General features: G+C 34.5%; 18 protein-coding genes and 1 tRNA gene. 6 read left to right on the top strand and 13 right to left on the bottom strand.

What is annotated here, in order from left to right; all coding sequences use genetic code 11:
* Positions 1-2: 2 nt before the first annotated feature.
* Entirely contained in the window at positions 3-605 is a 603-nt protein-coding gene (locus LBU54_RS01320; protein WP_224524450.1) for a carboxymuconolactone decarboxylase family protein, read from the bottom strand.
* 65 nt (positions 606-670) lie between these two features.
* Between LBU54_RS01320 and LBU54_RS01315 the strand changes: the two genes are divergently transcribed.
* The 3 genes from LBU54_RS01315 to LBU54_RS01305 are packed head-to-tail and all read left to right on the top strand — an operon-like array spanning position 671 to position 4097.
* Positions 671-1108: an OsmC family protein gene (locus tag LBU54_RS01315; protein ID WP_224524442.1), complete on the top strand. Its 438-nt coding sequence runs from the start codon at positions 671-673 to the stop codon at positions 1106-1108.
* A 17-nt stretch (positions 1109-1125) separates the two neighbouring features.
* The gene (recJ, locus tag LBU54_RS01310) at positions 1126-2817 is read left to right on the top strand and encodes a single-stranded-DNA-specific exonuclease RecJ (protein ID WP_224524439.1); all 1692 of its coding nucleotides are present in this window, start codon (positions 1126-1128) and stop codon (positions 2815-2817) included.
* Entirely contained in the window at positions 2814-4097 is a 1284-nt protein-coding gene (locus LBU54_RS01305; RefSeq protein WP_224524436.1) for an MFS transporter, read from the top strand. Before recJ ends, LBU54_RS01305 begins: the two co-directional genes overlap by 4 nt.
* Here the strand turns inward: LBU54_RS01305 and LBU54_RS01300 are convergent.
* The 5 genes from LBU54_RS01300 to LBU54_RS01280 all read right to left on the bottom strand — a co-directional run bounded on the left by LBU54_RS01300 (position 4073) and on the right by LBU54_RS01280 (position 7403).
* Positions 4073-4843, bottom strand: coding sequence for a UDP-2,3-diacylglucosamine diphosphatase (locus tag LBU54_RS01300; RefSeq protein WP_224525881.1), 771 nt, complete (start codon positions 4841-4843; stop codon positions 4073-4075). The two genes, LBU54_RS01305 and LBU54_RS01300, sit on opposite strands and share 25 nt — an antisense overlap.
* 10 nt (positions 4844-4853) lie before the next feature.
* Positions 4854-5306 carry a 6-pyruvoyl trahydropterin synthase family protein gene (locus tag LBU54_RS01295; RefSeq protein WP_224524433.1) on the bottom strand — a complete coding sequence of 151 codons (453 nt, stop codon included), beginning with the start codon at positions 5304-5306 and terminating at the stop codon, positions 4854-4856.
* A gap of 77 nt (positions 5307-5383) precedes the next feature.
* The gene (locus LBU54_RS01290) at positions 5384-5560 is read right to left on the bottom strand and encodes a hypothetical protein (protein ID WP_224524430.1); all 177 of its coding nucleotides are present in this window, start codon (positions 5558-5560) and stop codon (positions 5384-5386) included.
* Positions 5561-5571: 11 nt separating this feature from the next.
* Complete coding sequence (locus tag LBU54_RS01285; protein ID WP_394370847.1) at positions 5572-6924, bottom strand: MATE family efflux transporter; 1353 nt, start codon at positions 6922-6924, stop codon at positions 5572-5574.
* A complete protein-coding gene (locus LBU54_RS01280) occupies positions 6903-7403 on the bottom strand; it encodes a GNAT family N-acetyltransferase (protein ID WP_224524427.1) in 501 nt (166 codons plus the stop codon). The genes LBU54_RS01285 and LBU54_RS01280 overlap by 22 nt, the downstream gene beginning before the upstream one ends.
* Before the next feature lie 34 nt (positions 7404-7437).
* On the opposite strand from LBU54_RS01280, the gene LBU54_RS01275 reads away from it, so the two are divergent.
* Positions 7438-8235: a universal stress protein gene (locus LBU54_RS01275; RefSeq protein WP_224524424.1), complete on the top strand. Its 798-nt coding sequence runs from the start codon at positions 7438-7440 to the stop codon at positions 8233-8235.
* Between the two features lie 6 nt (positions 8236-8241).
* Positions 8242-8318, top strand: a tRNA-Ala gene (locus LBU54_RS01270).
* 14 nt (positions 8319-8332) lie between these two features.
* On the opposite strand, the gene LBU54_RS01265 is transcribed toward LBU54_RS01270, so the two are convergent.
* The 5 genes from LBU54_RS01265 to LBU54_RS01245 form a co-directional block, all read right to left on the bottom strand.
* A complete protein-coding gene (locus LBU54_RS01265; protein ID WP_224524421.1) occupies positions 8333-9193 on the bottom strand; it encodes an alpha/beta hydrolase family protein in 861 nt (286 codons plus the stop codon).
* On the bottom strand, positions 9190-11952 hold the full coding sequence (locus LBU54_RS01260) for a PD-(D/E)XK nuclease family protein (RefSeq protein WP_224524418.1): 2763 nt from the start codon (positions 11950-11952) through the stop codon (positions 9190-9192). The genes LBU54_RS01265 and LBU54_RS01260 overlap by 4 nt, the downstream gene beginning before the upstream one ends.
* Positions 11953-12023: 71 nt before the next feature.
* The gene (locus LBU54_RS01255; protein ID WP_224524416.1) at positions 12024-13424 is read right to left on the bottom strand and encodes an OmpA family protein; all 1401 of its coding nucleotides are present in this window, start codon (positions 13422-13424) and stop codon (positions 12024-12026) included.
* A 123-nt stretch (positions 13425-13547) separates the two neighbouring features.
* Positions 13548-14741 (bottom strand): glycine C-acetyltransferase, encoded by a 1194-nt coding sequence (gene kbl, locus LBU54_RS01250; protein WP_224524413.1) that lies wholly within the window; start codon positions 14739-14741, stop codon positions 13548-13550.
* 38 nt (positions 14742-14779) lie between these two features.
* Entirely contained in the window at positions 14780-17914 is a 3135-nt protein-coding gene (locus LBU54_RS01245; RefSeq protein ID WP_224524397.1) for a UvrD-helicase domain-containing protein, read from the bottom strand.
* Positions 17915-18024: 110 nt separating this feature from the next.
* Here LBU54_RS01245 and LBU54_RS01240 point away from each other — a divergent pair, with 110 nt between their 5' ends.
* A complete protein-coding gene (locus LBU54_RS01240) occupies positions 18025-18633 on the top strand; it encodes a superoxide dismutase (protein ID WP_224524383.1) in 609 nt (202 codons plus the stop codon).
* A gap of 515 nt (positions 18634-19148) precedes the next feature.
* On the opposite strand, the gene LBU54_RS01235 is transcribed toward LBU54_RS01240, so the two are convergent.
* Entirely contained in the window at positions 19149-21047 is a 1899-nt protein-coding gene (locus tag LBU54_RS01235) for an amidophosphoribosyltransferase (protein WP_224524367.1), read from the bottom strand.
* Positions 21048-21089: 42 nt separating this feature from the next.
* Complete coding sequence (locus LBU54_RS01230) at positions 21090-22016, bottom strand: PfkB family carbohydrate kinase (RefSeq protein WP_224524364.1); 927 nt, start codon at positions 22014-22016, stop codon at positions 21090-21092.
* Between the last annotated feature and the right edge of the window lie 37 nt (positions 22017-22053).

Here is a 22053-nt window from a genome sequence, read left to right as displayed (position 1 = left end):
ATTTAATATTGACTTCCATCGTGCTTGCCAACAACGAATCCGTGTTTGCCTAAATATTGATTGCCACTTTCTATAGCGCCCTTTTCCATGGTGGTTCCCATAGAATCGTTCCAGCGATTTAAATACCCAAAAAGGGAAATTACACCAAGCATTTCAACAATTTCGCCTTCATCCCAATGCTCATAAAGTCTATCTTTAATTTCAGCATTTACTGTATTTGGTACTTGACTTGCCGCAAGACTAAAATCTAGGGCAGCACGTTCTGCTTCAGAAAAGGCAGGATGTGTTCTATAGTCCCAAATATTGTCTAATTGCTCTTGTTCTGCACCATAGCGTTCAGCAGCTCTAATGGCGTGAGCCTGGCAATAGCGACATCCTGTTGCATTACTACTTACCCATGCAATCATTCGTTTTAAGGCAGAAGTCACTCTTCCTTCATTAGCCATAACGGCTTTGTTAAGGTTTATAAATGCCTTGCTAATTGCTGGTCGTCGCTGCATGGTAAGTACAGAATTAGGACAAAACCCTAGCGTTTCATTAAAGAATTCTGATAGTTTTTTTGTTTCTAAATCGTGCTCTGGAGATAATGGTGTTACTAATGCCATAGTAATTTTTTTAGTGGTATTTTTGAACATACAAGATAAGACAACTAACAAGTAAATTAAAGCATATGGCTGATAAAATCGTAACACATTGGCAAGGCGGTTTAACCTTTGAGTCAGACAACCCAAGTGGTAAAAAAGTAATTATGGATACCAATGTTGAAGGTAAAGATGAGCGTTTTGGCCTATCACCAAAAGCAATGATGCTATCTTCCTTGGCAGGATGCTCCGCTTTAGACGTTATTTCTATTTTAAACAAAATGAACGAAGACATTGATGATTTTAAAATCGAAGTTTTTGGTGAACTTACCGATGAACATCCTAAATACTACCATTCTGTTGTCGTTGACTATCATTTTTATGGTGCAGACCTAAATAAGAAAAAATGTCAGCGTGCCGTAGACCTTTCTGTTGAAAAATACTGTGGTGTAATGGAAATGTTTAGACAATTTGCTGAGGTTAAAACCAAAGTAATTTACCATGTAGCGACAAAACGAAATACATAAATCACAGTTAAAAGTTTATGCGCTGGACAGTAAAACCAAAGCCAGATGCTTTCAAGATAAAATCTCTAAAAGAAGATTTAAAAGTTGACGAAATTGTTGCTACACTATTACTACAACGCGGCATCGAGACCTATGATGAGGCTAAGACCTTTTTTAGACCAAGTTTTGATGATTTGCACGATCCATTCCTAATGATGGATATGGATAAAGCCGTCCACAGAATAGAGCAGGCAATTGATAATAATGAAAGCATATTGGTTTACGGAGATTATGATGTTGATGGCACTACGTCAGTAGCATTAATGTCTTTGTATTTAAAAACAAGATTAGATACGGTTGCCACTTACATTCCAGATCGATATGATGAAGGCTATGGTATTTCTTATAAGGGCATTGATTTCGCTGATGACAACGATTTCACTCTTATCATAGCTCTAGATTGCGGAATTAAGGCAATTGATAAGATTGCATATGCTAATGAAAAAGGCATTGATTTCATTATCTGTGATCACCACAGACCTGGTGAAACGATTCCTAATGCGGTTGCTGTGTTAGACCCTAAACGAGAAGACTGTGCCTACCCATTTAAAGAACTATGCGGTTGTGGTGTTGGCTTTAAATTGATTTCTGCACTCGCATCAAAACAAGGACAAAGTACGGAAGATTTAGCGTCTTATTTAGATTTGGTAGCCACTGCAATTGGAGCTGATATAGTTCCTATTGTGGGTGAAAACAGGGTTTTGGCTTTTTTTGGTTTACAAGTCATCAATACGAACCCTAGACCTGGTATCAAAGCCATTATTGCTGAGGTAAAAAAGGAGCAACTAACTATTACCGATGTTGTTTTTATTATAGCACCAAGAATTAATGCGGCAGGACGAATGAAACATGGTAACCACGCAGTTACATTATTGACAGAGACTGATTTTAACAAAGCAGCCTCCTACGCAGTGGATATAGATCAATTTAATACGGACAGAAGGGAGGCCGACCAAAGAATAACTGAAGAAGCCTTACTTCAGATAGAAGAAAACACAGAACAAGAAAGATTTACCACAGTAGTTTTTGATGAGAATTGGCACAAAGGCGTTATAGGTATTGTAGCATCTAGATTAACAGAAACCTATTATAGACCGACGGTAGTCTTCACTAAAAGCGGAAACAAACTAGCAGCTTCTGCGAGATCTGTTAAAGGCTTTGATGTGTATAATGCCTTAGAAGCATGTTCAGATTTTATTGAACAGTTCGGTGGCCATAAATATGCGGCAGGATTGACCTTATTACCAGATAACTATGATGCCTTCAAAATAAAATTTGAGGAGGTTGTAAAAAGCACAATTGATCCAAAACTCTTAACACCAGAATTAAAGGTCGATTTAGAGATTGATTTAAAAGATATAGACAGTAAACTAATGCGCATCATTCGTCAATTTGCACCATTTGGACCCGGAAATATGACACCTGTATTTATCACCCAGAACATAAAGGATACAGGCTGGGGAAAATGTGTTGGTGAGGACAATAAGCATTTGCGGTTTACGGCTTCACAAAATGGAAGTAAAGGCATTGTGAGTATTGGGTTTGGCTTAGGTGATAAACTAGATTTGATAAAAAATCAAAAATCTTTTGACGCCGCATATACTATTGATGAGAATTATTGGAACGGAACGACAAGTCTTCAGCTAAAACTAAAAGATATTAAAGCGTGACTGCACAGAAGAACGATCCATATGAAGCATTGCGGTTTAAGGAATTCAAGATTTTTCTTTTAGCACGGTTTGCACTTGTTTTTGCTTGGTCAATGCAATTTGTGGTAATTGAGTGGCAGGTGTATGCACTTACAGATGACGAGTTAAGTCTTGGAATAATAGGATTATGTGAATTTTTACCAGCGTTTTTTTTAGCGCCTTTTGCAGGTCACATTGTAGATCGAAAAGAAAAACGAAACCTGTTTGCTATTTGCATCACCTTTTTTTCACTAATAAGCTTTGGACTTTACTGGTTAACATCAAATTATGTAAGCACAACATGGCAAACGAATTCTATTTTAGCTGGAATTTACAGTTTGGTATTCTTTGGAGGGGTTTTACGTGCGTTTTTTGGTCCGACAATTTTCTCTTTGATTGCCTTGCTGGTTCCTAAAAAAGCTTATCCAAACGCTGCTACATGGAGTAGTAGCACATGGAAAGGCGCTGCTGTATTTGGGGCCTTATGCGGAGGGTTTTTAATTGCATGGATAGGAATAAACAATACATTGGGAATGATTTTCTTATTAGTAGTATTTGCCCTTATCCTTGTTATGCAAATTGCCAAGAAACCAATACTGAATAAAAGAACAGATGAGACTGTAAAGGAAAGCCTCAAGGTTGGTTTGAAATTTGTCTTTAACGACAAGGTCATTCTGGGCGCACTTACTTTAGATATGATTGCAGTACTTTTTGGAGGTGCAGTTGCCATTTTTGCCGTATTTGCTAAAGATATACTGGATGCTGGGCCAGAAGGCTTTGGGTTACTAAATGCCGCATTATCTTCGGGAAGTATAATAACAATGTTGGCAACAACCTACATTCCTATAACCAAAAGCACAGGGAAGAAACTTTTAGTTTCAGTTTTTGGTTTTGGTGTTTTTATGATAATCTTTGGGGCTTCAAAATTATTATGGTTAAGCGTATTGGCCTTATTTTTCTCTGGTGTATTTGATGGTATTTCCATGGTGGTGAGACAAACCATTCTCCAACTTAAAACACCAGACGAAATGCGTGGCAGAGTTGGGGCTGTAAATTCTATGTTTGTTGGGTCCTCTAACGAATTAGGAGCTTTAGAAAGTGGCATTGCCGCACGTATTTTTGGTGCGCCTTTGGCCGTTGTTTTAGGAGGAACGGTTACCTTATTAACTGTAATAGTTATGAGTCTAAAAAATAAACCGTTAAGAGAACTTGATTTAAGAAAGGACGTAGCAGAACACTACGATGAAGTTAAATCTTCATAGCTTTTTAGATTGAATAAATTACCATCAAATTCGCCGTAGGTAAAATATTGTATCCAGTCCCCTAAATTAAAGTATTTTGACGCCTCGCTAAGTTCAATTTCTAAAGGAAGGTGTCTATGACCAAAGATAAAATAATCATGGTGTTTTGATTCTAATTTTCGCTTACTATAGGCCACTAACCATTCCTTATCTTCTCCAAGAAATGTGGCATCATCATCTCCTGAAATTAGTTTGTTTTTTACCGAAAGATATTGTGCAATTTTAACTCCTATATCCGGATGGAGCCATCTAAAAAGCCATTTAAAAAAAGGATTGGTGAATACCTTTTTCATTCGTTTATAACCTTTGTCTCCTGGCCCAAGACCATCTCCATGCCCAATAAAGAATGTTGAATTATGAATTGTAAATTCTTGTGGTTTGTGAAAAACCGATATACCCAATTCATCTTCAAAATAGCCTCTCATCCATAAATCGTGATTACCAACGAAATAATAAATTGGTGTTCCAGAATCACTTATTTCGGCGAGCTTGCCCAATGTTCTTGTAAAGCCTTTTGGAACAACTGTTTTATATTCAAACCAAAAGTCAAAAAGATCACCAATTAGAAAAATAGCAGCGGCATCTTTCTTTATTTCATTTAACCATGAAACAAATTTCTTTTCTCTTGGGAGGGAAGCTTGCTTTGTTGGCGCACCTAAATGGTTGTCCGACGCAAAATAGACCTTTTTGCCATTTGGGACATCTATGTGAAATGACTTATTCATTATCCGAGGCATACCACTCTGCATAGCTGGTTGCCGTTTCCTGTAGTTTTAATGAATGCAGTTTTATAGTGGTTGACAATCTTTTTTTAATTTTTTCTGCAAAATCTATAATCATCATTTCAGTAGTAGGTTGATAATCTACAAGAATAATATCATGGCCTTGTTTTTTTAATTCATTTGCCAATTTGAGGTGTGGTGTATTCTTATTGAAAATCATAGTATGGTCAAAGACATCTACTATATCTTCTTTTACTATTTTTTTAAGATCACCAAAATCGATAACCATTCCAAATTTCACATTGGTATTATCTAAAATTGGCATACCAATTACTGTTACATATAAATGATAACTGTGACCATGTAAGTTTTTACATTTACCGTCATAGCCATACAATGCATGACCTGCTTCAAATGAAAATTTCTTTGTAATACGTATACTATTCATTATTGTCTTCTATTTCTGTTGACAAAATAAATAACAATTAATGCAATTGCCAATATTAAAAAAAGATAATTTCCCATTTAATCTTCTTTAATTCTTTTTTTGTTATAACGATATACTAAGTATGCTATGGCCACCAGTATAACAAAGGGTAGCATTGTCCCAATAAAAACGCCAATACTATAATTATTATCTGGCGCATCCTTAAGTTTTTGATCTATGTCTACTTCCTGAATTATGTATAACAACATGCTCATTGCGTCCAAATTTAAGTGTTTTGAGCTAGGGATTTAAATGTTTTTCTGAATTTAATAATTAAAGGTAATCCTCTTGCGATAATCCAAAGTGTAAAGGCCGTGAATATTCCATATAGTTTGTATCCTAAATGATCGGCAATCAGAATCACAGGAATAAAAACCAATAGTGTTGAAAATAACAATACATTTCTTAAGTACTGCATTTTACCTAGTCCTTTAAAAACACCGTCGAAAATAAACGCTAATGCACACAGCGGTTGCATGGCAAGAACTATCCAAAACACCTTATAAAACTCATCTAAAACTTCTTTCTCGTCAGTGAATAGGTTTCCAATAGGATTATAAAGTACAGTTCCAATAACTGCTATAATTAATCCAATAGTAATTCCATACCTAATTAGTTTATTGCTTAAATCGATAAGATCTTTGTACTCTCTGCCACCTAACAATTTGCCTGATAAGATATTGCCAGCACTTGCATACCCATCAATTAAAAATGCTCCCAAGAACCAAAGATTAATGGCAATTGTATAAGCAGCTATAAATGTAGGACCATATTTTGTTGCAAAACTAGTTCCAAAATATAGAGCAATATTAAGAGCAATAGTTCTAATAAATAGGTTAACAATCATTAATGCAAACCGTTTAATTTCAGGATTAAATGGAAACTTCACCAAAAGCGGGATATCGGTTTTTGTCAAAATGTAGTACACTGAAAGTGCAGCCATAATTATCTGTGCCATTACACTTGCATAGGCCGCTCCTTTTATATGCATTGCTGGTACATAACCTTCAATCCCATAAACCAAAATAATATCTAGAAAAATATTAGCAATAGCTCCAGCTATGGCAATTAGCATAGGATGAAATGTGTTTTGAAGCCCTCTAAATGTTCCAAAAACAGCTATTGTAAATAGTGTAAATGGAAAACCAAACACTCTGATATGATAATAATCCACACTGTAGTTTAATATAAGATCCGACGCGTTGTACAGTTTAAATATTTGTGGTGCAAATGGATATGTAACAAGAATAATCAGAAAACTTAGTGATGTAATAATAAAAATTGCCTGTGCAGGTAAGTTTTTTACTTCACTTAACTTGTCTGCACCAAGATATTGTGATACGATTGATGAAATAGCACTTCGGGTTTGTCCCAATACCCAAATTAGCATGGATAAAAAGGTAGTAACTATACCAACAGCAGCTAGGGACTCCGTAGCATTTAAATCAATGTTACCAATTATTGCCGCGTCTGTAAGCGATAAAATAGGTTCAGAAATACCAGATATCAATGCCGGTATAGCTAATTTATTTATTTGCTTAAGTGTTATTCTAGCGCTCAAAGGACTAATTCGTAACAATGAAAAGGATATTTACTTTGTTTTGGAAAGAAAATATCGCCTAATTTTTTATAGCCACGAAGTTCGTAAAACTTTTGGTTTCTTTTGTTTTGTGAGAATGTATCTAATCGAATAGAGGTATAGTTGTTTTCTATAGCATATTGCTCTGCAAAATTCATCAATTTTTGAGCAAGACCTTTTCCTTGAAAATTAGGATGAACGGCCAACCTATGTATATAAATATTGTTTTTATTATTAGTTAACCATTTTATTGGCGTGTATTCCTTGTCCATTAATGTAGAAACAACTACTGTAGCAACGAGTGTGTTTTTAATTTCTAGAACAAAAAGTTCATCGCGTTCTACGTCCTTTATAAATGCCCTCTTATTTGGGTAATAGTCATTCCATTGATAGATGCCTTTTGCTATCATATCCTTGGCACAAGCGTTTGTTATTTCCATAATTGTAGTAATGTCCTGGATTGTTCCCTTACGAATCATAAATAATTGTACTTTTGCCTAAATTTAGTTGTCAATGAAAACAATTTTGGTACCTGTTGGGTCTTCTATTAACGCAAAATCACATTTGCAATATGCTGTTGATTTTGCCAAGGCATTTGGGGCAAAATTATATGTGGTTCAAATATATAATGTTTACACCAAAGCAGGAACAATGATTAAAGTTGATCACATTTTAGAACGTGAATCTAACGCATTTTTAACTGAACTGGTAAGTGCTATTGACACTAAAGACGTTGAGGTTTATACACGTATTTTTAAAGGAGATTTAATTGATACATTAGATAAGGTTTGCAATGCTCTTGATGTAGATTTGATGATACTTGAACCTAGAACAAATTCAATTAAAGAGAGCGTTTATTTAGGGAAAACCTCAGGAAAAATAGTTAAGCGAACCCAAATACCAATACTTATTGTTCCCGAAGGTTGTGAATACAAACCAATCGTAAAGATTTTAATTGCACTAAAATCTGCCATTATAAAAAGAGAGGGTGTTTTAAAACCATTGATTTCTATTAAAAATCAGTTTAGGGCAGTGGTAAACGCATTGTTGGTTAAAACACCTTATCATAAAGAGGAGGACTTCATTTTGAATGAAGAACTGAAAAGTATATTAACCAACATTGTTTATGCGGAAAGTCCTACGACTTTTCAAGCGGTATTAGAGCATTATAAAAACCATAGTCCTGATCTATTATGCGTTGTTAGGCGTAAACGTGGCTTTTTCTCAAAACTTTGGGAAAATAATACCATTTTAAAGAAAGACTTTCATAGTTCCGTAATACCTGTTTTAGTATTAAGTGGCATGAAATAGTATTTTGGGGATGTAGCTCAGCTGGCTAGAGCGCTTGACTGGCAGTCAAGAGGTCGGCGGTTCGAGTCCGCTCTTCTCCACCAAAACTCGTCAAAGATTAATTAGCTTTGGCGGGTTTTTGTTTTATAAAAGTAGTAGTTAAATTGATAACGCTTTTCAATTCTGTTGAAAGTGCCTTATTGTTCCATGGGTGTCTAGTGTTAAAAACGTGATCTGCTCCTTCAACAATATTGAGTTGGCTTTTAGGATTCCATTGGTGTAAAGCATATGCCTCATTTATAGACACCGAGGTGTCATTATCCCCATGAATAATTAAATGTGGTTTTTTGAGCTGAGATGCAGCACGCCTAATGGTGAGGCGCTCCTCATTTTCTTTGAAATCTTCGTAGTACTGGTAAAAGTGTGGCATTTTTTGTTTTGTTCTTCCATTGACAACATAGAAAAACCCTTCTTTTTTCCACTGGTCTAAGGCCTGTCCTTTTGGAAAACGATTTCCAAAATCTGCAACTCCTGCTAATGAAACTACCTTAGAAACCCTTGAATCTTCTTCTGCCTTTATCGTGACGACACCTCCTCCTCGACTGTGTCCAATCAGATTTAAATTGTTTATGTCAACATTTGGATTGTCTTTAAACTTCTCTACAGTCCATTCTATAACATCATTTAAATCTTGTAATTCTTTTGAATAATTGTTGTTTCCAAATGCGTCTAAATCTGGAAAATCAATAGGATTTTCCACCGTGCCTCCATTATGTGAAAAATTGAATTTGATGAAACAAAACCCTGCTTTGGCAAATTCTTCGGCCATAATATTCCAAGCACCCCAGTCTTTAAAACCTTTATAGCCGTGACAAAACAAAATAATTGGCTGTTTGTGAGTATTCTGAGATTTAAAAACATCTATTAATATTGGTTTCTCACCGATTCTTTTTAAAATTATGTTTTTATCAACAATCATTGGTCTATGTCTTTTTCAATGAAATTTATGTTTGGATTGCAAATTTCAGCGATTAATTTTTTTAATTCTACTTCAAAGTTTAAAAGGGTTTCTTCAGAGATTAACTGCTTCTTTGTTGTTGCTCTTAATGTTGCTTTGGTGCCAAATTTCAAAAATCCTTTTTTTAGGTTTTTAAATGAAATAATTCCCGCTTCTACAGGTAAATTAATAGATTTTTGTCGATACAACATGTAACTGTAACATAATACCTGAAATGATTTACTGAACTTATCGTAGTCAGTGGTTATCTCTTCCCAGTCTATAATTTCAACCTTACTTTGTTCTACCTTCCCTGTTTTGTAATCAACTATTCTTGTAGTACCATTGAATTGGTCAATTCTATCTACGGTTCCTTTTAGTCTTATGGGGAAGTCAATTCCTTCAATTTTGATGGCGCAACTTGTTTTGGCTTCAATTGCAATTATTTTTATAACATTTCCCTTTTTTAAGGTTTCAATTTCATTATTTATAAAAGCTTCAATATAGTGTTTGGCTATATTAAAAATTATGAGATTTTTTCCTTTTGAAAAATCACCTTCCTTGTAGAACATTTTAAAGTGCTCACTTACAGAAAGATTTATATTTTCTTTAAGTGAATTTAGGTATTCAACAGTTAAGATTTTTTTTTCCATTGGCCTATAAAAATCCTCTAGAGTCTTATGTATAACAGACCCCAATGTGTTATGGGCAATATTTTCTTCAACATCATCAAACTCCTCAACACCAAGAATTTTTTGATAGTAAAAATCAATAGGATTTCTAATGTAATTTGTTAAAGAGGAAGGTGAAAAGCCCTTGCAAGAAAGCTCTTGTATAGCTTCTAAAACCATTTCTGTTTTAAGAATTTCGGTTTTATCTTTAATTAAAGCAGGAATCTGGGATGATACTATTTTGTGCCTTATTTTGTGGATGTCTTCTATTTCCAACTGTGTAATGAATCTACTTTTTTCTCCGCCGTTAATAGCATCATTATCAGTATTATATAGGATATAAATGTTTTTTGAACGTTGGAGTAAGCGATAAAAATGGTATGTGTAAACAGCATCTTTTTCTTTAAAAGTGGGTAGCCCGTTTTCTCGTTTGACATCAAACGGAATAAATGAATTGTTTGTTTTGCCAGAGGGTAAAATGCCTTCATTAACAGAGCTAATAATAACCGTTTCAAAATCTAGGACTCTTGACTCTAGCATTCCCATGATTTGTAAACCCTCTAGAGGTTCACCCTCGAAATCGAGTGTTTCAGACGCTAAAAGATCATTGTAAACTGCGTAAAGGGACGCGATAGAGTCTAGGTACTTATATTTTTCATTAAGTAATTGTAGTTGATTAAAAAGCTTATTAAAACTATATAGATATTCTAACTCTAGCGCTTTTTCTGTTTTTTTAACATCAATTTTATTTTTGATTCTAGAAATAATATCGATGCAGTTTTTAATTCCTAGTGCGGGATTGTTGTTCCAGCTATTAAAGAATAATTCAATTGTATTTGATTTTGATCCAGAAATAGAATTCAATTTTTCTGATGTGAGAAATGTTAGATTTTTGGTTTGTATTTCTCGAAGAAGTTTGTTTGCTAAATTTCCGTTAGGCGAATCAAACAGTTGATAAAATGACGGATGCGAGAGTATGTTTGTTACATCTTTATAATAAAATGAAGATGGACTTTTTTGATGAATTTTAAAAAGTAAATTAAATGCGGAGGCTAAGGGTGTATATTTTAGTTCTAAACCCATAGTAACATTTAGTTTTTTAATGGATTTAGGTAATGAATTCAATAATGGCAAAAGTAGGTTTTCTTCTCCAAGGACAACAGCAACTTTTGTAAAGTCTGGTTGTTTTGTATCAATAGCCTCAAGGAGTTGGCCTATATATTTTGCCTGCCCAATTAGCTTTGGGACACCCACAATTTCAATAGTTTTCTCTTTTTGGTAATCTTTTGTCAACCAATTGAATGCCTGGTTTTTAAAATAGTTCCAAGAGGTTTTGTGTTGCCTAATGAATAAACCTGCATCATGAATAGGATCAGTAATAAAACTTTCATCAATATCCCAATATATGTGTGCTTGGTCGCTTTCAAGTAGTTCTTGAATAATCAATGATTCGGCTTTGTTTAAGGCGTTAAACCCCAGAAAAACATGGATTTTTCCATTATTATTCTCAATGTACGCTTCCAAATTTTCGCATGCCTCTCTGTATATGAGTCCTTGGTAGCCTGATTTAAATTCTAATAGATCTTTTGTAAAAACGGAGTAGAAGACCTTTAACCTGTTCCAGAATTGTAAATGGTTTTTAATTAATTCTGTCTGGTTAGTTTCTTTTGACCAATGATTAAGTTCTTTTATGGCCGTTAAGTAGTCAAAGATTTGCTTGTGTTCAACAAGGTATCTATCAATTTCATTGAAATCTTGTAACAATGTCTGAGACCACTTTGAAAAAGAGTCAAAAGTTTCTAGCTCTTCTTTGGGTGTAATTTTTTTGTAAGTGTCGTATAGCCTAAATGTAAGATCTATATTTGGCAAAACCTTTAGCCCAGACAGCTCTTCAATAAATTCGTCTATACTTTTTATACTAGGAGAAAATATGGGTTTATCAATGAGCGGTGCTAATTCGTGTTTAATGAATAAACCGGCACGTTTACTTGGAAGTACAAAAAGAAGCTCTTCAAAATTCAGGTTTTTATTTTTTAGGTGGAGTAAAACAGATTTTATAAAGCTTTTCATGTTTTAAAAATAAAAAACGCTCCGATTATCGGAGCGTTTTTAAATTTATTTTTAGTGTTGTTATTTAGATACTATTGTTTAACTAAATTAACTTCTACACGTCTATTTTCTTTTCTTCCATCTCTAGTGCTATTGCTAGCGATAGGCTTGTCTTCACCATACCCAGTAGCAGTCAATCTGTCTGCATTAATACCATTTGCAATTAAATAATCTCTTACTGCATTTGCTCTTCTTTCAGATAAAGCTTGGTTTCCTGATTTCGATCCTGTGCTGTCAGTATGACCTTCTATTGAAAATTTAGCATCTGGATACTCTTTAAATATAACAACCATAGCCTCTAGAACTTCGTCAGTTCCTTTTTTAAATGATGACTTACCTGTATCAAATAAGATATCTCTTGCGTAAGTGTTTAATGACTTAACAACTTCTACTGGTGGGTCAACCACTGGGCATCCATTGTTAGCAACATCTCCAGCTTCGTTAGGACACTTGTCATCTTTATCTAATACACCGTCACCATCAGTATCTGGCCAAGGGCATCCATTGTTTGCAGCTGGACCAGCTTCGTTAGGACAATTGTCATCCCCATCTGCAACGCCATCACCGTCAGCATCAGGACATCCCATTAACGCTTTAAGACCAGCAACAGTTGGACACTTATCGTCTTTGTCCATTATGCCATCGCCATCACCATCAGGACAACCATTGAATTCTGCTAAACCAGCAGTGTTTGGACAGTCATCTTTAGAATCTTGGATACCATCATTATCAGAATCAGGACAGCCATTAAATATTTCTAAACCAGCTTCTTCTGGACAAGCATCGTCTTGGTCGTATATACCATCTCCATCGGTATCTGTACCACCAAATTTGAAAACTATACCAGCAGAGTGTTGGAAATGCTTAGGAAGGTAATCTTCAAATGCATGCTTGTACATAGACTGTACTTCGACACCCAATTTTTCATTGATCCAAAAACGTAATCCTAAATTACCATTTAGAGTTCCAGCACCTACATTATCTAACCAAGTGTAACCACCACCAACACCAAGGAATGGCTCAAATTTTTTGGAGTTGATTAATTCTTGGAAGCTGTAAGAAACGGCACCATCTAAACTGTAATAAGTTAAATCATTAACAGAGTTAGTAGACTCTTCGCCAGTAACAGGATCTCTTCTTGTTCCAAATTTATCAATACTATTAATTGTACCACCTGCAGTAAATGTAAAACCATCACTTAAATATCTAGATACTGCGATTCTAGAAATTGTTGGAAAAATGTTCCAGTGGTCAGTTACATTAAAATATTCATCAAAGTAAGGTCCTTGAGGTAAATCTTCACCTACTGGATATGCATCAACTGCATTAGTCCCTAAGCTTAGAGCCCAAGGATTGTTTTTATCTTGCGCATTTGATGTGCTAAAACATACTAAAAGCACTGAAACAAATAATAATCTGCTAAGATTTTTCATATTCTAATTAATTTAATTTTAAGTGTTAATTGTTGGCAAAAGTAAGTTGTTAAAATTTATTAACAAAGACAAATATATAAAAATATTGCAATTATGCCCTAAAATAGTGAGATTGTAACGATTTTAAATTATTTCTAACGCCTTCCCAACTTTAACAAATCCTGCAATCGCTTTATCCAGTTGTTCTTTGGTGTGCGCCGCTGACAACTGTACTCTTATCCTTGCTTTGTCTTTTGGCACGACTGGATAGAAAAAACCAATAACGTAAATACCCTCCTTTAATAACATATTAGCCATTGTTTGACTTAGTTTAGCATCATACAGCATTACTGGAACGATAGCAGAATCCCCATCAATGATATCAAAGCCTGATTCTTGTAATTTCCTTTTAAAATATTTTGTATTCCAATCTAACTTATCTCTTAAGGTTGTGTCGTTTTTTAACATCTCAAAAACCTTTATAGATGCGCCAACTATTGCCGGAGCCAAAGAGTTTGAAAACAAGTAAGGTCTTGAACGTTGTCTCAAAATTTCTATAATCTCCTTTTTTGCAGTAGTGTAACCGCCCATTGCACCACCTAAAGCTTTTCCCAAGGTACCTGTAATTATGTCTATACGGCCTAAAACGCCTTTTTCTTCAAGAGTTCCAATACCTGTTTCACCTATAAACCCTGTAGCATGACATTCATCTATCATTACCATGGCATCGTATTTATCAGCAAGATCACAGATTTTGTCTAACGGTGCAACTAGCCCATCCATCGAAAAAACACCATCTGTAACAATGATTTTATGCCTAGCCCCATTTTGGTTTGCTGCGATAAGCTGTTTTTCCAAGTCGGCCATATCATTATTATCGTAGCGATATCTTGCAGCTTTACACAATCTAACCCCATCTATTATTGAAGCATGATTGAGCGAATCTGATATAATTGCATCTTCCTTACCAAGAAGGGGCTCAAATACACCACCATTGGCGTCAAAAGCAGCGGCATACAATATAGTGTCCTCAGTTCCGTAAAAATCAGCAATCTTTTGTTCTAATTCTTTATGTATGTCTTGAGTACCGCAGATAAATCTAACGGAAGACATTCCAAAGCCATGGGAATCTAAGGTGTCTTTTGCTGCTTGGATAACCTCGGGATGCGATGATAATCCTAAATAATTATTCGCACAAAAGTTTAATACTGTTTCGCCAGTATTTAGAGTAATTTCAGCACCTTGGGGCGAAGTAATAATACGTTCTTCCTTATATAGACCAGCCTCTTTAATAGATTCAATCTCTTGTTGTAAATAATCTTTTATTGCTCCGTACATTCTATTGTTTTTTATAGTGCAAAGATAATAGCATTAAGCTACACTTCAATGACATTTACAGCCTCATTTATGTACACTAAATATTTATTTGTAATTGTTAACTTCATTTCTTTTAATACAGCTTCATATCCTTGAATCTGTTTTGTGTGCGAAGGTTTGTGACTTCCTGTTTTGTAGTCTGTAATAATAACTTCGTTGTTTGGATTGATATTTAGTCGGTCTGGCCTAATCTGAACCCCTCTGTTTGTAATCAACTCTCTTTCATTATAAATTGTATAATTATTTGAAAATAAATGTTTAATCTGTTCATGATTTATAACTTCCATTGCGATGCTTTTTAGTGCTATTACTGAGTCTTCTGAAATTTCACCAGTAGTAACCATATCGTCTAAAGCAAAACTAACGTCATCCTTTGTTTTTATTTTAGATAGAAGATTATGTATGATGTTTCCTTTTTCAATTGCTTTTTCTTGTTTAGTATCCCAGAGTAATCCAGATTTTGTAACAATATTTAAATTGTGGTCTTCTTTTCGAGTTGAAATTAGATGTAATGATCTAAAATCTGTAGTTTCTTTTTTGGAATCTGCTTTTTCATTGATTGTACCAAATTCATAGGAAGAGGAAGCCTCATTCCATTGTCCAATTGACTTAAGGTAAGAAATAAACATGCCTGAATAGGTTTTTGGGTTTGGTTCTCCAGACTTTGTAAAATCTTCTTTGGAAACGATATACAATCGCTCAACAGCTCTGGTTAGTGCAACATAGAGCAAGTTTATGTTGTCTAGTTCAAGTTGAGATTGGTGCTCGTTGTAAATCGTATTTCCAATTTCGTTAAAATGTTCAATGTCTTTATTAAAATTTAATAATAATTGGCTGAAGCCATTGTTTTCTTTTGGGTCAACTGGGAACCACACTCTTGGCTCTATTTCATGATATATGTTTAATGAAGCAAACGGAAAAATTATAACAGGAAACTCTAATCCTTTGGATTTATGAATTGTCATGATGTTTACAGCGTTTAAATTTTGCGGTGTAGTAATGCTTAGTTTATCCTTCTTTTGCTCAAAAAAATCAATAAATTGTGACAAATCTGAGTTTTGTTTCTGTGTAAATTCTAAAACAAAATCCAGATAATATTGTAAAAAGGCGTCCGATGTTTCATTCAAGTCAAAAACTCTAATTAATTCTTCAATTAATTCATAAATAGGCATTTCTAAAAGCGTATTGATGTTCAAGCCATATCCAATTTGGCTTAAATTTTCAATTGTTTTCTTCGAATTTTTATTAAAATGCGTTTTAAAAAACAGGTGTTTATCGCTAACATCTTTGATTTTGGCAATATAGGTTAACGCCTCAATTTGAAGTTGTGCATTTTCGGGTTGTAAAAGCAGTTTTATAAGATTATTTAAAAAGACAACCTTTTCAGAATTCTCTATTAGAAGTGTTTCTGAGGATGTAATGGGAATTGAATTATTCGATAGGAAATCAGACACCAAAACGCCTTCTTTGTGTTTTCTAACCAAAACACAAATATCTTTCAATTCGTAGCCATTGTTTAAACAGTTTTGAATTGTTTCGTAAACGTTGGCAATATATAGTTGCGTAACATCTTCATCTTGATCGGAAGATTGAACAAAACTAATCTTAACAAACCCCTCTTTCTCGTTGTGAGTGTTTTGTTTAGAACCGTTGTAAAGAGATGCATAGTTCTCTTGCGTAAGATAAGTACCGCTAACAAAATTGAAGAAGGAGTTATTAAAATTTACTATTGCTCTAGCACTTCTGTAGTTAGTTTCCAAGGGCTCAATAGTTGCATCGACCTGAAATGGATTGCTTGTACGATTGTACAGTTCTATGAACTGTTCTACCTTTCCACCACGCCAACGGTAAATGGCTTGCTTTGCGTCTCCAACCAACATTAGAGAACCATTTGACGCAGAAAGTGCATTGTCTATTAACGGTATCAGGTTGGTCCACTGCATAACTGAGGTGTCCTGAAACTCGTCGATAAAATAATGCTTATATTTTTCTCCCAGGCGCTCATAAATAAAAGGTGTTGGTTGGTCTTTGATTTCGTTGCTTATGAGCGAATTAAATTCTGAAATTAAAAGTTTATTTTGTTCTTTCTTGATAGTGTTTAATTCGGCTTGAATAGCATTTAAGACTGAAAGAGGCGTAATGTTATTATATAGTCCTTTCTTAAGTTTTAATCTGAAAACTAAAGTTTTAGTGTTGGTGTAAGCTTCAGCTAAATGAGGTTGAATAGTATCAATAATTGTGGCAATTTCGGGCGTTACCCGTTTTGGGTAAAGCGCCTTTGCATCCAATAAATCGGATTGCCAAGCTAAATCAAATTTAATGCTGATATTACTATCACTTAAATTTTTAAAATGATTTGGTAAAGATTTTCTACTAAAATCATCAAACTGAAGTCCGCATTCTTCAATGAAATTTAAGGTTGTCTCGGCTTCTTTTTTAAGGGCTTTTTCTAGATTAGTAATTTCCTGAATAAGTTTGGTTTTTAATTGCTTAAAATCATCTAACGTTTTATTCTCAAATGACCTTAAAGCAGCACTGTCGTTTTCATTAATCAGTAAACTTGAAATTTTTTCAAAGTCATAACTTATGTCCCAGCTTTTATCTTCTTCAGCCTTCTCAATTGCAAAATCAATTAACAGCTTTGTTAGTGCTGAGTCAGTACCGGCTTTTGAAATTAGACTATCCACAGCTTCAGTTAACAACCGCTTTGCGTCTAACTCAACCTCAAAATTAACAGGTAGCTTTAAATCTTGAGCAAAAGTTCTAATTATGCGATGTGTAAAGCCGTCAATCGTCGAAACCTCAAAAGCTCCATAATTATGAATAATATGTTTTAAAATAAGCTTTGAGTCGTGGTGAAGCGATTTTGGACTTATTTTTAGTTCCTCACAGATTGTCTTGAACATAGAATCGTGTTGCTCCAAGCCTTCAATAGAGGAGAAAAGCTTGAGCATTTGAATAATTCTATCTTTCATTTCGCCTACTGCCTTATTGGTAAATGTAATTGCCAATAAATTTTTAAAATATTCAGGGTTTTTTGAAGAAAGCAGAATTTTAAGGTAAGATTTGGTTAAAGTGAAGGTTTTGCCACTTCCAGCAGACGCATTGTATATGTTAAAGGTAGATTTTTGCAAAAGAATAATTTTATACCAAAATAGGGAATCTTAATAATTTATTTAGATTTTCTAAATGTCATTATTGTAATTTTGTAAATATTGAATTATTAACTTAAAACCAAAGAATTATGGCTTTTGAACTACCAAAATTAAAATATGCATACGATGCTTTAGAACCACATATTGATGCAAGAACAATGGAAATACATCACAGTAAGCATCATAACGGATATACCACAAAACTTAACGCAGCCATAGAAGGAACTAATTTAGAAGGAAAATCAATTGAAGATATTCTTACCAACTTGGACATGGCTAATGGCGCAGTTAGAAATAATGGAGGTGGATTTTACAATCACAGTCTCTTTTGGGATGTAATGAATCCTGAAGACAGAGGTTATTTGTCAGGTGAATTAAAAGACGCAATTGAAGCAGAATTTGGATCTAAAGACGCTTTTGTAGAAGCTTTTAGTAAAGCAGCTGCAACCCAGTTTGGTTCTGGTTGGGCATGGCTTTGTGTTCATAAAGGAGGAAAAGTAGAGGTATGCTCTACGCCAAATCAAGACAATCCATTAATGCCTGGCGTTAGCTGTGGCGGAACGCCAATACTAGGGCTCGATGTATGGGAGCATGCATATTATCTCAAATATCAAAACAGAAGACCTGATTATATTGAAGCCTTCTTTAAAGTAATTAATTGGAATGAAGTTGAAAGGCGTTATGCCGAGGCGAAGTAACAATCCTTAAAGATTTAGTATTTTATCCAAGGCTTAATTTAAGGCTTGGATTTTTTATGTCTTTAGAAACCAAGATCCTATTTTAGTGAGAATCAAAAATGAAAAAAGGTGAACAGAGAGTTCACCTTTTTTGCCCCAAATCTACCATAAACTTAACCTACTTATGTTATGGTGACTCAAATATAAGTGCACTATAATTTAACAAATGAATTTATTGGATAAACGACCTATATATTAGTCTAAGGGTGGAAAGTGTAGCAATTGTTTACATATGTTAATATTGAAATATATAGAACTGTGCTATTAACTTAAAGTAATACTTCAAGTAAGTCCATAAAAAAAGGTGAACATTGTTCACCTTTTTTTGCCCCAAATCTACCATGAACTTAACCTACTTATGTTATGGTGACTCTAATGTATATTTAATTTGTTAAAACGAAGTAAATATTGGATGAAATGCACAATTCATAGATAAAATACTTATTTTATCGGATAAAAAGGCGTTTTTATCGAATTTAATATGCGCGTTCTTTGTTGCCTTCATAAAAATTTATGAACGCTTTGTTTACCACTCTATTTCCTCCAGGTGTTGGGTAGTCTCCAGTAAAGTACCAGTCGCCTAAATTATTAGGACAAGCTTTGTGAAGGTTTTTAACGGGTTGAAAGATGATTTTCACCTCTGCTTTTACATCTTCATCGCTTAAGAGCTCTGATATTTTATCGGAAATTTCATCATCGGAAAAGCTATCATAAATTTCTTTGACATAATTCTGTACATTCTTGTCTTTCATTCCAACTTGAGTAATGCATTTCTGATAAACTTCATCAACAAGATTGTATTTTCCGGAGTCCCTCAGAAGCTCTAATGCAGCTCTAAATGCAATTAGACTTTCAAGGTTTGCCATATCAATACCATAACAATCGGGATATCTTATTTGAGGCGCAGAGGAAACCACAATGATTTTTTTAGGATTTAATCGATCCATCATTTTAATGATACTCTTTTTTAAAGTGGTACCACGTACAATACTGTCGTCAATAATTACAAGATTATCAGATGGTTTTATAACACCATAGGTTATATCATAAACATGTGCCACCAGATCATCCCTACTGCTATCTTCGGTTATAAAGGTCCTGAGTTTAACATCCTTAATAGCGATTTTTTCTATTCGAGGCCTTTCTGATAATATTTCTTCAACCTTTTCCGCAGAAAGACTTCTTTTCCCCCTCAATATCACTTCAGTCTTTTTATGGTTTAGGTGCTCCTCAACAGTATCTATCATTCCAAAGAATGATGTCTCAGCTGTGTTAGGGATATATGAGAACACAGTATTTTTTGTGTCATTATCAATGGCTTCAAGAACCTTAGGCATTAATAATCTTCCTAATTCTTTTCGTTCTTGATAAATCTCGGCATCACTACCTCTAGAAAAATAGATACGTTCAAAAGAACAAGCCTTACGCTCTAATGGCTCTAAAATTTGTTTTATTTCTGTAAAACCAGACTTTTTGATAATAATTGCATTCCCAGGAGCTAATTCTACAACCTCTTCGAACGGAACGTTAAAAACTGTTTGTATTACAGGGCGCTCAGAAGCAACCACAACAACTTCATCATCTTTATAATAATAGGCCGGTCGAATTCCGGCTGGATCTCTTAATACGAAGGAATCGCCATGTCCTAGTAATCCAGCCATTGCATAACCACCATCCCAATTTTTGGCAGCTCGCTTAAGAATTTTACTGATTTTTAATCGTTCTGCTATTAAAGGAGAGCATTCTATTTTAGAATAACCTTCTTTCTTTAAATCTTTATAGATCTTGGATACGGCATCGTCTAAAAAATGTCCAATTTTTTCCATTACTGTAATGGTATCTGCCTTCTCCTTTGGGTGTTGTCCTATTTCGACTAAATTGTTAAATAATTCTGTAACGTTGGTCATATTAAAATTACCAGCCACAATAAGGTTTCGGTGCATCCAATTATTTTGTCTCAAAAAGGGATGCACACTCTCTACACTGTTTTTGCCAAAAGTACCGTATCTAACATGACCAAGTAAAAGTTCTCCAATGTAAGGTATATGCTTTTTTTGTAACGCTACGTTATTTTGATATTCTGGATGTAGGCTAAACTCTTTATTTACACGCTCATTAATTTGAGAAAAAATATCTTGTATGGGCTGCTGTGCAATTGATCTTACACGGCTGATATAGCGTTCACCAGGTTTTGTATCTAGTTTAATACTAGCAAAACCAGCACCATCCTGGCCTCTGTTGTGCTGTTTTTCCATCATCAAATACATTTTATTTACACCATAAAATGCGCTACCGTATTTTTCTTTGTAGTATTCTAATGGTTTTAACAGCCTTATAAGAGCTATACCACACTCATGTTTTATTGCATCACTCATTGTAAGTCAAAAAAATCGCGCTCAACTAGTGAGCGCGATGTGTTAGGTTAATTCTATATCAAACTGAGTTAGACTTTTGAATTGGTCTAATCGTTTATAAACTTCTGAATCATTAAGATTTTGCATTCGTTCTGTCCCAAATTTTTCAACACAAAAAGAAGCCAAGGTTGAACCATATATAACAGCAGTTTTCATGTTTTCAAAAGAATAGTCTTCTGTTTTTGTTAGGTAACCAACAAAACCACCCGCAAAAGTATCACCTGCCCCTGTCGGGTCGAACACTTCCTCTAGAGGTAATGCAGGTGCAAAGAAAACATTGTCATCATGAAAGAGTAGTGCGCCGTGCTCTCCTTTCTTTATCACAACAAATTTTGGACCCATTTCATAAATCTTTCTTGCTGCCACAACTAAGGAATATTCTCCAGTTAATTGTCTAGCTTCTTCATCATTAATAGTTATTACATCAACATGTCTCATGGTATTGTGCAAATCATTCAATGCGCAATCCATCCAAAAGTTCATTGTATCTAGAACGACTAGTTTAGGTTTTTTGGTCATTTGGTTTAAGACACTTATTTGAGTTAGCGGATGTAAATTTCCTAACATAACTACTTCTGCATCTTTATAATCTTCAGGCACCTTTGGCTCAAAATTTTCAAGAACATTTAGCTCTGTAGTAAGCGTATCTCGAGAATTCATATCGTTATGATACTTTCCGCTCCAAAAAAAGGTTTTTCCTTCTTTTACGATTTCTATACCAGATATATCTATGTTTTGCTCTGACATGAAGTCTAAGTATTTCGGCGGGAAATCACCACCTACCACAGAAACAACAGCAGAATTTATATTGAATTTTGAAGCTGCCAGTGCAATAAAGGTTCCTGCACCGCCGAGGATTTTATCGGTTTTACCAAAAGGCGTTTCGATAGCATCAAATGCCACTGTACCGACAATCACTAATTTACTCATTAAAAGTAAGTTTGATTAAGGTGCAAATTTAAACAAA

It is taken from the genome of Winogradskyella alexanderae (genome assembly GCF_020166335.1).
Taxonomy (GTDB): Bacteria; Bacteroidota; Bacteroidia; order Flavobacteriales; family Flavobacteriaceae; genus Winogradskyella; species Winogradskyella alexanderae.
The sequence above is the reverse complement of the archived record's forward strand: the minus strand, read 5'-3'. Positions and strand labels throughout refer to the sequence as shown.